This is a genomic window from Colwellia sp. Bg11-28, assembly GCF_002836245.1.
Classification (GTDB): Bacteria; Pseudomonadota; Gammaproteobacteria; order Enterobacterales; family Alteromonadaceae; genus Colwellia; species Colwellia psychrerythraea_A.
This window is the reverse complement of record NZ_PJBA01000002.1, coordinates 73,664-86,066: the sequence shown is the minus strand read 5'-3', so window position 1 is coordinate 86,066 and position 12,403 is coordinate 73,664. Positions and strand designations below refer to the sequence as shown.

The window sequence follows — 12,403 nt, the reverse complement described above, 5'->3', positions numbered from 1 at the left end:
AAATTGGACTTAAACGGTTAAAAGCCTTGGCTTTAATTCTAAGAAGTTAAATCTCTGTAGAAATATATGATGAGGCTTATCGTTATTCTTTAATTATGAGTGGTCGGCCGTGAAGGATTTGAAGCTTTGAATAAATTGGACTTAAACGGTTAAAAGCCTTGGCTTTAATTCTAAGAAGTTATATCTCTGTATAAATATATGATGAGGCTTATCGTTATTCTTTAAATTAGGAGTGGTCGGCCGTGAAGGATTTGAACCTTCGACAAATTGGTTAAAAGCCAACTGCTCTACCAACTGAGCTAACGGCCGTTCCTAACTATAAATAAATGATAAATGTTCTTGAATTGGTCAACCGTGAAGAATTTTAAGCTTTGAATAAATTTAGCTTAAACGGTTAAAAGCCTTAGCTTTAATTCTAAGAAGTTATATCACTGTAGAAATATGATGAAGCTTATTGCTGTTCTTTAGATTAGGAGTGGTCGGCCGTGAAGGATTTGAACCTTCGACAAATTGGTTAAAAGCCAACTGCTCTACCAACTGAGCTAACGGCCGTTCCTAATAATATACACTTTTACTTTCTTGAAATGGTCGGCCGTGAAGGATTTGAACCTTCGACAAATTGGTTAAAAGCCAACTGCTCTACCAACTGAGCTAACGGCCGATTCAAGATTTGTTTCGATTTACATGCTCAATTATCTATTATAATAACGAGACTTTTAATTCAAACTCAAAGTTATTACTTTGAATTAGAAAGTGGTCGGCCGTGAAGGATTTGAACCTTCGACAAATTGGTTAAAAGCCAACTGCTCTACCAACTGAGCTAACGGCCGTTTTATCTTATAAGTAAATATTAATCGTTCTTGAATTGGTCGGCCGTGAAGGATTTGAACCTTCGACAAATTGGTTAAAAGCCAACTGCTCTACCAACTGAGCTAACGGCCGATTCAAGAGTTACATTATAAATTTACTTGCTCCCTTATCTTTACGATAAATCGATTACGATAAAGAGACTTTTTATTCAAAATAAAACATCACTTCAACAAGCGAATATTTTACCTTAGAAATTGGTCGGCCGTGAAGGATTTGAACCTTCGACAAATTGGTTAAAAGCCAACTGCTCTACCAACTGAGCTAACGGCCGACATGCATTGAGTCACTGCCTCAATGCGGGGCATATAATACTCATAATTTATTTAAGTGCAACAATAAACTTCGTTTTTCTTAATATAATTTACTGTTCGAGCAATTTGTCAGCAATGCGCTAGTTTTATCATCAACAAAAAGCAATTTAGTGCCAATAGCCTATAAATACTTTACTTAGTTAAACTGGCTAAACGTGGCTTGCCAAGTTTTGCCGCTGTTGATTCTGGGTACTCTTTTATCAACTGTTGATAGGTTGAAATCGCTTTTTTAGCATTATTTTGCTTTTGAGCAACCATAGCAAGCTTTAATAGTGCATCAGGACGCTTAGTTGAGTCTTTATGTTTGTTAACAACAATTAAGAACTCTTGTTCAGCTTGTGCAAGTTCGCCTTGATTAAAGAGTAATTGGCCTAACCAATAATGGGCGTTAGGTGCATAGCTTGAATTTGGAAAGCTTTTATTAAAGGCTCTAAATTCAACAATAGCTTGCTGGTAACGTTTATCTTTTAAAACGAGATTAAGTGCATGGTCATAAGTTTCATTTTCAGTTAAGTTATTACTGTAACTAGTTGCATTGCCTGCGGTGCTAATCGTCGCAACTGGGCTCGTAGTAACTGAAGCAGTTTTACTTGTTGATTTAAGTACTTCATTAACTCGTCTATCAATTTCTTTATACAGCTCTCGTTGACGCTCTAATACTTGACTTAATTTGTGGGTATGCAATTCAGTCACGCCACGAAGTTCATTCACTTCATTTTGTAAAAGATCCAACTGACGTTGTATATTCACTTGTGCCTTATTACGTGAGTCTAACTTACGTGACAAGGTTGTTAATTGCTCTGTTAACGCTGAAGAGTCGATAGAATTGGCGTTAACATCAATGACTGGCGCTTGAGCTACAGCTAACGCACTAACGGCGCTAGCTGTAAACATCATGCCAAATAAAACTTTATTCAGTTTCATTCAGTTACCTGCTTAGTTGAGACTTATTAAGTCTTAGTAAGTATTAGTAAGTATTAGTAAACTAGTACGGCACGACGGTTTTTAGAGAAAGCATTTTCGCTACGATCTTTAACCATTGGTTTTTCTTCACCGTAGCTAACTACAGTAAGTTGGCCTGCAGCAACACCCATGTTTTCTAAATAAGTAACTACTGATTTAGCACGACGTTCGCCTAGTGCAATATTATATTCAGGTGTACCACGTTCATCGGCATGACCTTCAATTAATACTTTTACATCTGAGTTAGCATTTAAGAATTTAGCATGTGCATCTAAAATAGCTGAGAACTGGTCGTTTACGTTAGAAACATCAAAATCAAAGTAAATGATGTGTTCTGAACGTAATTGCGCTAATTCTTGACGTTTTTGTTCTTCAATTTCTGCAGCACGTTTTGCCGCTGTAACTTGAACTGCTTCTTGAGCTTTTTGAGCATCTTCCGCATTTTTAGTAATTTGGGCATTAGTATCGACTTGGCTTTGCTCATCGGTGTCAGAGTTTGAGCTACAAGCAGATAGAATGGTAAGAGGTAAAGCAATTGCTAAGCATTTTACTATGTTATTAAAGCGCATTTTATTTTCCTTTGTTCTAAAATTATAAGTTAAAATTCAATTAGTTATTTGTATATCTTATTATTATAAAAATGGTGACCAAGCAGGTGCTTTCACTTGACCATCAAGTGCAGGCAATCTAGCTTTAAAGCGACCATCTACCGACACTAAACCCAATACTTGTCGATTATTATGTAAGGTACTGTATATGATCATACCACCGTTTGGTGACACACTTGGCGATTCATCTAAACGAGTTTCGGTTAACACCTGAAATAAACCAGATGATAATTCTTGCTTCGCTAAACGATATTTACCACGCGTTCTGTTGACCATAATCAGTTGTTTACCATCAGGTGTTACTGAACCTCCTAGGTTCACCTCGCCATCAAAAGTTAAACGTCTTACTTTCCCCCCGGCTAAATCTACGCGATATAGCTGCGGTTTTCCACCCCGTTCTGAACTAAATATCAATGAATTACCATCTGGAGTCCAACTCGGCTCAGTATCTATCGCTCGATTACGTGTTATGCGACGTAATTTCATGGTAGCTAACTCCATAACATATAAATCTGGATTACCATCTTTTGATAAGACCATTGCCATGCTCTTTCCATCAGGAGAAAATCGTGGGGCACTGTTTATACCATTAAATGAGCTAATTGATTTTCTCACGCCGGTATAAATATCAATACTGTGGATTTGTGCTTGACGGTTTTCAAATGAAACATACGCTAATTGGTCACCATTAGGATGCCAAGATGGTGACATTAATGGTTCTTTAGAACTTAACAATACATGTTCATTAAAACCATCATAATCAGCAAAAGCGAGTTGGTATGGATACTTTCCTTGATCGCGAACAATAACATAGGCAATTTTGCTTAAAAATGCGCCTTTACTTCCCGTAAGTTTTTCATAAATAACATTACTGATACTGTGTGCATAACGACGTGCTTGATTCAGTTGTATGTTAGCGCTACTTTGCGCCAATATATGATCCTTAGGATTAACTAATTCACCATTACTGAGCATTGAGGTTTCACCGCCGGTGATCTGTCCGCGTATCACGTCAACTAACTGGTAACTGACTTGATAACGACCTGGTGCAACTTCGTTGATATTACCTAATAATACGGCTTCAGCACCCAAGTTAGCCCAAGCACTGTAATCAATTGCTTTAGCATCCGAGATAGTTTGCGGAAATCTATCTATTGCAATAGGGCTAAACTTGCCACTACGTAATAAATCATCACTAATAACTTTTGATAATAATTCTGGTCGCTCGCCGGTACCAGTCCAATTGAAAGGGATTATAGCTATTGGTCTTGCGCTATCTACGCCCCCGGTAATGACAATTTCTAATGCCGCCATTGCCTTAACAGAAGTGAATGCAATCAAGGCACCAAATACAATGTTTGATAATAATTTCATATTTTTAATACTTTTCCTTTAAATAGCTTGAGGTATTGCTATTAAATTAACTGGTTTAATATTTTAATAAAACCATGTAGCCAAACACGGTCCTATAATCTCTATTAAAATATACTGATAAATAATATCAGTTAAAATTTGGGTTCTACCGTAACCGCAATTTCTCGCATTTCTTTAAATACTTCAGGATCTTTAGAAACTGGTAACGTACCTGCTTTACCAATGGCTATATTGGCGGCATCACACACCACTTTATCGCCTTGCCCTACTTTTACATCAATAACGAAGCCAGAAGGTGCCAGCGTGAGCGTTAATCGACAAGATTTATCTGCCATAGTGCTGCGATCTGTAATCATACGTTGATTAATACTTTGTTGAATCAACGCTGAATAACGTTGTACTTCCGTCATCACTTGTTGGTGTCTTGCTTTATTACGGGTCGCCATTTCATCAGCCATTTGCTCTGCTAACATAGCATCTTGAATAGCTTGTTCTTTTGCTGCTATTTCTTGACGTTTTCGATCTGCAATTTTTTTAAGGCGTAAATCCTCTGCTTTTTTGGCATCCGCTTCTTCTTTTATACGTTTACTTCTGGCAGCAGCAGCGGCCTTTTCAGCAACTTGTTTCTCCTGCTCTTTTTGTTTACGTACTTTTTCAGCTTTAGCTGCTTTAGCTTTTGATGATTTAGCCGCTTTATCTGCCTTAATCTTTTCTTGTTCTTTTTGCTTACGTTGTTTCTCTAATTTTTTAATGCGTGCTTGTTCTTGTACACGACGCTTTTTAGCATCTGACGCACGTTTTTCAACGGCTTTCAGTCGCTTTTTCTCAGCATCACGCTCATTAATTTTCTGTCTCTTAATTTTGTTTACTGCTTGCTCAAACTTTGCCTTATCAATAACTACTGCCTTAATTGGCTCAGCTGATTGGCTTGTTGGCGTAGGTAATGGTTTAGGCTCTGAAGAAAAGTCTCCTGACAATAAACCAACGAGTAAAACAACATGCAATGCGATACTTAGCCACACAGCTTTAAAATAAGGTGACTTCATATTAAAAGGAGAAGTTGATTGCTGGACCACGCTATTCCCCCACCGAATCTGTCATTAAACCAACCGAAGGAACACCTGCAACGTTCTGTAACATCACCATCAGTTGTATAACTGCATCATATGATACCGCGCCATCGCCATTAACAACTACCGGAGTACCTGGTTCAATAGCTAGGTGTGCTTTAACTAATATCGCAACTTCTTCAGCAGACATTGGCTCTTTATCATTGGCTCCAACGGTCAAATAGTAACGCCCTTGCGCATCTACGCTGGCAACCAGAGGTGTTTTACTGTCTTCATCAAGCGGCTCTGCATCTGCTTGCGGTAGATCAACCTTAACCCCTTGGGTTATTAAAGGTGCGGTAACCATAAAAATAATGAGTAATACCAACATTACATCAATATACGGAACCACATTTATTTCAGCCACTTTGCGGCGTCTAACTCTTTGGTACATAGTAATACCCTATTTAGTAGATTGCTCGGCGGCTGATTGTCGTTGTAAAATACTCGAAAATTCATCCATAAAATTACCGTAGCTATTTTCTAACTTCTCAACTTTATGACTAAAACGGTTAAAGGCAATTACCGCAGGAATGGCAGCAAATAACCCCATTGCGGTGGCAATCAATGCTTCCGCAATACCTGGAGCAACCATAGCAAGCGTGGCTTGCTTTACCGCACCTAGAGCAATAAATGAATTCATGATGCCCCAAACTGTACCGAACAAGCCAATGTAAGGACTAATAGAGCCTACTGTTGCCATAAAAGGTAAATGCGTTTCTAGACTATCTACTTCACGTGATAGAGCAACACGCATAGCTCTGTGCGTACCATCAACAATAATTTGAGGGTTATCAATATGGCTTTTTCGCAAACGGGCAAACTCTTTAAAGCCTGCTATAAATAAACTTTCAATGCCTTGTATTTGTGACTTTGCAGAAGTTTCGCTATAAAGCTTACTTAAATCAGCCCCACTCCAGAATTTATCTTCGAATGCTTTCAATTCAGCCGCGGCGGTACGTAAAATTTTTCTACGTTGAAATATCATCGCCCAACAGACAATAGAAAAAGTAAGCAAAACAAGCATTACAAATTGCACTAATATGCTTGCTTCTAAAAACAAATGGAAAATAGATATTTCAGCTGACACGTTTAAACGCTCCTAGTATTAATTCGGGAATAGCACAGGGTTTATTTTGACTAAAATCAACGCACGCTATACGTATTTTAGCAGTACACAATACTTGTTTTTCTTGGTTGGTAATTTGTTGTTGAAACACTAAACTTGCACGCTTCAGCGTTATGATGGTTGAACTCACTTCAAGTAAATCATCAAGTTTTGCCGAGGCAACATTGTCCATTTCAACCTTTCTGACCACAAAACCCAACTTTTGTTGCAAAAATACTTCTTGGTTTATGCCTATTTTTCTAAGCCACTCTGTTCGCGCGCGTTCAAAAAATTTCAAATAGTTCGCATAATAGACAATTCCACCGGCATCGGTATCTTCGTAATAGACACGAATTGCGAAATGATGGGCTGATTCAACGTTTGGTTGGGATGTTATTTCAGACATTACTATTAGAATTATTTTTATTGTACTTTGGGCTCTATAGTAATAGATAAAGCAATAGGCAAACAAGGCGACGGAGATAAAAACTTACACTTTTTAGCATAAAAAGCCCTAAACCAGCTTTTATCATTGCGAAAAACAAAAAAAGCGCCATAAGGCGCTTTTTAAAGTGACACCATCTCACATAAAAAAGTATTCACTCTTTTATGTGCAATGGTATAAAGCTATCGCATCAATTAAGTATGACGTGGTGCTTTTTCAGTACGACGAGCTGGACGCTGTTGTTGGCTAACAACTGCTTCATCTGAAGTAGTGATAGAAAGAGGTTGACGACGAACGCGCACTCCTTTCAACTGGTTAAACAAGTCAGTTGGGATACCTTTAGGTAACTGAACAAAACTATGTTTGTCATGTAAATTAATAGCACCGATGTAGCTACTATCAAGCGATATTTCATTAGCAATAGCGCCAACAATATCACCTGGACGAGCGCCATGCTCTTTACCGACTTCTAGGCGGTAAGTTTGCCAATCAACATCACTGCGATTAACTTTAGCTTTACGTGGTTTTTCATCACGGTTGCTACGGTTCTCACCACCACGTGAATCACGACCAGCACTACGGCTATCATTACCACGGCTATTGCGATCATTACCACGGCTATTACGATCGTTACCACGGTCATTGCGGTCAGTACGTTCACGCGCATCACGACGAGGCTTAGGATCTTCTTTTGGTTGAAGTGGTTGCTTCATTTGCTTTTGGAAAAGCAATGCTGCAGCAAGATCAATCATAGAAACTTCAGATTCAGCAGCCATGCCTTCAACAATTTCACGCATGCTTGAGATATCTTTATCAGCAACAATTTTTGCTACTTCAACACGAGTACGCTCAATACGTATTTTACCAATATCTTGGATATTTGGTAAATCATAATTAAGAACAGTACCATTCGTTAAACGCTCATAATGACGAATTGAGTACATTTCACGTGGACGTACAAAAGCAATTGACATACCTTCACGACCAGCGCGACCAGTACGACCAATACGGTGAACATATGCTTCGTTATCGCCCGGTAAGTCATAGTTAATTACCAAAGAGATACGAGGAATATCCAAACCACGAGCAACAACGTCTGTAGCAACTAGGATAGATGATTTACCAGATTTCATTTGGTCAATACAACGTTCACGTTGTGCTTGGTTCAAATCACCATTTAGTGCTAATGCAGGGTAACCGGCACGTTCTAATTTTTCAGCAATATCAACAGTATCGTTACGAGTACGAACAAAGATAATCATTGCATCGTATTCAACTACTTCAGCAATACGCTCTAACGCAGTCATTTTAGTGATGCCACTAACTTTCCATGCGTACTGAGTAATGTTAGCTTTTGCTTTTTTAACAGCAGCAACTTTAATGTGCTCAGGATCTTTTAAGAAACGGTTAGCAATTTTACGAATCGCTGGTGGCATGGTCGCAGAGAACAAACACATTTGTGCAGTTTTTGGTATATGATCCAAAATCCACTGGATGTCTTCTAAAAAGCCCATGTTTAACATTTCATCTGCTTCATCAAGCACACAAACACGTAATTCATCTAATTTAAGGCTTTTGCGACGTAAGTGGTCCATTAAACGACCAGGAGTACCAACAACAACTTGTGCGCCACGCTCTAGTTGTTGAAATTGTGGTCCATAAGATTGGCCACCGTATAATGTAGCAACACGTAAACCTTTCATGTCTTTACCGAAAGATTCGATTGCTTCAGCAACTTGCATTGCTAATTCACGAGTCGGTGCTAAAACCATTAATTGTGGTTTTTTAATTGAAGTATCAATTTTTGCTAATGCAGGTAAACCAAAGGCAGCAGTTTTACCTGTACCTGTTTGAGCTTCACCTAACACATCTTTACCAGCAAGTAATGGTGGTATAGTTAGTGCTTGAATATCGGTAGCAGAAGTAAAGCCAATAGAAAGAACGGCAGATAATAAGTTTTCAGGTAAGCCTAAAGAGGCAAAAGCTACAGCTTCAGGTTCTGTTACAGTTTCAGTTTTTTGATCAGTCATAAATAATTTTCATCTTCGCAAGGCAGGCGCATTACTTGAGCATAATTACTTGGCCGTAATTATAAAAATCAATCACAAAGCTGCCGCCAAATTAACGGGTGTTAATTAGCTGCACTTAATAGCATTTGATTTAAATTGCTAAGTCTTAACCTGCGTAAAATATATACGAGGAAACCACCAGGAAGACTTAAGGCGCATAGCGTTCTATTGACGCTATATTTCTTGCTAATTCTAGGGGCGAATTAGCTGGGAAGTCTATTGGGCGGTAAAACCCCACTCATCTCAATATACTTATACATCCATTAAACTATTGCTAGTTAGTATAAGTAAGTCGCTTATTGGACTAACTTTGGCTGAAATTCATTCAACCTGTTATCGAGGCGCGCATTATACAGAGATATTGCTATTTGACAAGAACTTTATTAAATAACGTCTTGATAAAGGTTGGAGTACTTCAGTTGATGTGAGTTGAATAGGAATTTTCTTAATGCTTCCTTCCCCTCTTGTAAATCTTTAAATTTAGCTGCAACAATATTTTTATCACGTCTGACTAAGTCTAGCTCAAGCTTCAGCGGTTCTTCACCTGCTAAACTCATTTCAAACGAATACTGCTGTAGATCAATATAATTGTTACCTGAGTTAGGTACTTTTAACGTTAACCCTGTGGCCGAAAGTGACAAAATTTCAATTTTTTGATCATGAAAAATATCAATAACGGCTACATTTTTAGGCGTTTTTATTCGCCAGCTACGCTCGTGCCCTCTTATATCAATAACTTCAGGAGTACCTAATTTAGGTGAGAAATCACCTTGCTCATTTATTGATAGAGAGATAGGGAACCATAATTGGTAATGACTAATTTCTGCTAATAGCGTTAATTGACTACCCACTAAAACTTGTCTTAAATTCTGAGGCACACCTGATTTCACACCAAGCTTGTGATGTGAGTCACTAGTCATACAATCTGTTGATTTTTCAGCAAAGATATTGTTGAAAAATTCCAATTCTTCCGTCGAAAATTCCACTTGAATTCCATGCTACTTGTTGTTTTGTTTTACTATTATAAACAAAAGCACTAACAAGAGCAATTTTCGAACTATTTGCGCCTACTTATCAATCATAACTGAAGATTATAATATTACTCTTCAGAGCCATTAAGTATATCGGAAAAATTCTCCAACTTATCAAGCGCCAGGCCATGAATAGATTTACGCGGATAACGACCGGTCTTACTAATAATGCCAGCATCCACATTCATCAATAACTCCAGTGCTTGATCAATACTTTCAACGGCATGTATTGAAAACTCTCCGCGAGCTACAGCATTAATCACTTCATCATTAAGCATTAAGTTAATGACGTTAGTTTTCGGAATAATAACTCCTTGTGTTCCTGTTAAACCTTTATCTTGGCATAACTGAAAGAAGCCTTCTATTTTCTCATTTACACCGCCAATTGATTGCACTTCACCGTGTTGGTTAATGGAACCAGTTATCGCAAGACTTTGATCTATTGGTAATAAAGTAATAGCAGAAATAAGAGCACAGAGTTCAGCCATAGAAGCACTGTCACCGTCTATATGTCCGTAAGATTGTTCTATGGCAATGTTGGCAGAAATACTTACAGGGAATGTTTGTCCATACTTGTGGCCCAAATAACCCGTTAACAGTAAAACACCTTTGGAGTGAATAGACTTACCTAAGTCAACCTCTCGTTCAATATCTGTAACGCCTTCACTACCGGCATAAACGGTTGCAGTTATACGTGCAGGAGTACCAAAAACACTATCTCCTATCTCAAGTACCGTTAAGCCATTCACTTTACCGATAAAGCCACCTTCGGTATTAATCAGTACTTGTTGCTCTTTAATTTCACTGAGCCATGTTTCGCTCAACCGACCGATACGACGTTTTTTAGCAGCTTGTGCTAAAGCAATATGTTGAGCCTTTAATGGGCCTTCGCTACCCTGCTTTTGCCAACAGTAATTTGCTTCGTCGAGTAAATCATTCACCTGTACAATATTTGCTGACACTTTATATTTATGTTCGCCTCGTCTAAGGGCATAACGAACTAGTTCTAAAACTGCATCATCACTCACTTCAGGATAATTATGTTTATCAGCACGTTGTCTGATTAATTGTCCAAACGCAATTAAATTACTATCTGTTTTATCAAGATGGCGGTCAAAGTCGGCTAAGACTCTAAATAACTCAGTAAACTCTTGGTCGTAATCTTGTAAGGTGTAATAAATTTCTGCATCACCAAGCAGTACTACTTTAACTTGCAGCGGGATTTTTTCTGGCTGTAAGCTATATCCGCTAGGTGGGCTATATTCTGAATAAGGATTTTCAATGGTGATCTGTTGAGTTTTTAACGCTAACTTCAAGCGTGACCACACCATAGGTTGGCTTAACACTTTATCAGCATCTAATAGTAAGTAACCACCATTAGCTTTGTGCAATGCGCCTGGTCTGATCAAGCGGTAACTGGTATAGCTACTCCCTTGAAAACTAGCAAAGTCGACATGACCAAATAAGTTTTGATAAGTCGGGTTTTGTTCATAAACTACAGGTGCCCCTTGTGTGTTATCTCGTGGTACCAGTAGGTTTGGTAAAAATCGTTCAACCATTAATTTACGTAATTCTTTATCTGTAGGGGTATCATCAGACTCGGTTACTAAAATCTCTAAAACGGCATCGACTACGTGGCTTTTCACTTTGCCTAAATAGCTTAGTACTCCTTCGTTATTACTAAACTCTTTTTCTAATTCAGTTATATAAGGTTTGATGGCACTCTCGGCGGTATCACTTTTAAGTTTTCGTAACTGGTCAAAAGAAAGCCGCTTCCATAAGGGTAACTCTAATAGTTGCTCAGACAGCACGTTTTCTAATTCATTTAATGATTTATAAAAATTAGCTCTATCTGTTTCATTTAGATTAGAAAATTCTTTATCACTTAATGGCTTGCCTTCAACTAAAGGTGAAAAACCTACTTCGCCATTTTCTTCATACAGAACCACATTCTCTTTTAGAGCAAGCTCTTCAACCACTGAAATAGCTTGATCGTATTTTTGATTAAACTCTCGATCAATGGCTGATTTTTGTCTTTGGTAGCCCGGATTATCAAAAACCTCTGGAAATAAACTCAGTAAGCCATCAATAAATTTATTCATGCTTACTAATAATTTTTTACCATCAGCAGGCTTAACCGACAACGTTAACGGAATATGACTTTCGTCAAAGTTATTGGTATAACACCATTCATCTGGTGCCGTTTTCGCACTAGCGAGCGAAGTTAACATTTGTTTAATTAATGTTTGCCTGCCTGTGCCATGTTCCCCCATAGCAAAAACATTAAAGCCAATAGCAGACATAGATAAGCCAAATTCTAAAGCCTCTTTTGCTCTTTCATGACCGACAAATCCCTGTGCGTCAAATTCATTGCCTTTATTGACTGGTTTTATCCCATCGGAAAATAATGAAGCTGACAAAGAAGAAGTGAGATCATCAATACCCAGACGGGTTTGATCTGCAAGGCAAGTAGGCATTTTAGTCATATAAATCCTTTAAAGAGCGTTATGAGTCA

At 38.2% G+C, this 12,403-nt stretch carries 10 protein-coding genes and 6 tRNA genes; all 16 read right to left on the bottom strand.

What is annotated here, in order from left to right; all coding sequences use genetic code 11:
• Window positions 1-233 precede the first annotated feature (233 nt).
• The 16 genes from CXF79_RS02330 to CXF79_RS02255 all read right to left on the bottom strand — a co-directional run bounded on the left by CXF79_RS02330 (window position 234) and on the right by CXF79_RS02255 (window position 12,374).
• Window positions 234-309 (bottom strand) — tRNA-Lys (locus CXF79_RS02330).
• A 167-nt stretch (window positions 310-476) separates the two neighbouring features.
• Window positions 477-552: transfer RNA gene (locus CXF79_RS02325), tRNA-Lys, on the bottom strand.
• A gap of 33 nt (window positions 553-585) precedes the next feature.
• Window positions 586-661: transfer RNA gene (locus CXF79_RS02320), tRNA-Lys, on the bottom strand.
• 93 nt (window positions 662-754) lie between these two features.
• Window positions 755-830 (bottom strand) — tRNA-Lys (locus CXF79_RS02315).
• Between the two features lie 36 nt (window positions 831-866).
• A tRNA-Lys gene (locus tag CXF79_RS02310) sits at window positions 867-942 on the bottom strand.
• 123 nt (window positions 943-1,065) lie between these two features.
• Window positions 1,066-1,141: transfer RNA gene (locus CXF79_RS02305), tRNA-Lys, on the bottom strand.
• A 172-nt stretch (window positions 1,142-1,313) separates the two neighbouring features.
• Window positions 1,314-2,105: a tol-pal system protein YbgF gene (gene ybgF, locus CXF79_RS02300; RefSeq protein ID WP_101153742.1), complete on the bottom strand. Its 792-nt coding sequence runs from the start codon at window positions 2,103-2,105 to the stop codon at window positions 1,314-1,316.
• Between the two features lie 53 nt (window positions 2,106-2,158).
• A complete protein-coding gene (gene pal, locus CXF79_RS02295; RefSeq protein WP_011042564.1) occupies window positions 2,159-2,713 on the bottom strand; it encodes a peptidoglycan-associated lipoprotein Pal in 555 nt (184 codons plus the stop codon).
• Window positions 2,714-2,776: 63 nt separating this feature from the next.
• Window positions 2,777-4,135, bottom strand: a complete 1,359-nt coding sequence (gene tolB, locus CXF79_RS02290) for a Tol-Pal system beta propeller repeat protein TolB (RefSeq protein ID WP_198560023.1) — start codon at window positions 4,133-4,135, stop codon at window positions 2,777-2,779.
• Between the two features lie 122 nt (window positions 4,136-4,257).
• On the bottom strand, window positions 4,258-5,202 hold the full coding sequence (tolA, locus tag CXF79_RS02285; protein ID WP_232769055.1) for a cell envelope integrity protein TolA: 945 nt from the start codon (window positions 5,200-5,202) through the stop codon (window positions 4,258-4,260).
• A gap of 1 nt (window position 5,203) precedes the next feature.
• On the bottom strand, window positions 5,204-5,629 hold the full coding sequence (gene tolR, locus CXF79_RS02280) for a protein TolR (protein ID WP_011042561.1): 426 nt from the start codon (window positions 5,627-5,629) through the stop codon (window positions 5,204-5,206).
• A 9-nt stretch (window positions 5,630-5,638) separates the two neighbouring features.
• A complete protein-coding gene (gene tolQ, locus CXF79_RS02275; RefSeq protein WP_011042560.1) occupies window positions 5,639-6,325 on the bottom strand; it encodes a protein TolQ in 687 nt (228 codons plus the stop codon).
• Window positions 6,315-6,749: a tol-pal system-associated acyl-CoA thioesterase gene (gene ybgC, locus CXF79_RS02270; protein ID WP_011042559.1), complete on the bottom strand. Its 435-nt coding sequence runs from the start codon at window positions 6,747-6,749 to the stop codon at window positions 6,315-6,317. The genes tolQ and ybgC overlap by 11 nt, the downstream gene beginning before the upstream one ends.
• A 233-nt stretch (window positions 6,750-6,982) precedes the next feature.
• Window positions 6,983-8,818 carry a DEAD/DEAH box helicase gene (locus CXF79_RS02265; protein ID WP_011042558.1) on the bottom strand — a complete coding sequence of 612 codons (1,836 nt, stop codon included), beginning with the start codon at window positions 8,816-8,818 and terminating at the stop codon, window positions 6,983-6,985.
• A gap of 422 nt (window positions 8,819-9,240) precedes the next feature.
• Complete coding sequence (locus CXF79_RS02260; RefSeq protein WP_101153740.1) at window positions 9,241-9,843, bottom strand: hypothetical protein; 603 nt, start codon at window positions 9,841-9,843, stop codon at window positions 9,241-9,243.
• Between the two features lie 113 nt (window positions 9,844-9,956).
• Window positions 9,957-12,374 (bottom strand): Lon protease family protein, encoded by a 2,418-nt coding sequence (locus CXF79_RS02255; RefSeq protein WP_101153738.1) that lies wholly within the window; start codon window positions 12,372-12,374, stop codon window positions 9,957-9,959.
• Window positions 12,375-12,403 lie beyond the last annotated feature (29 nt).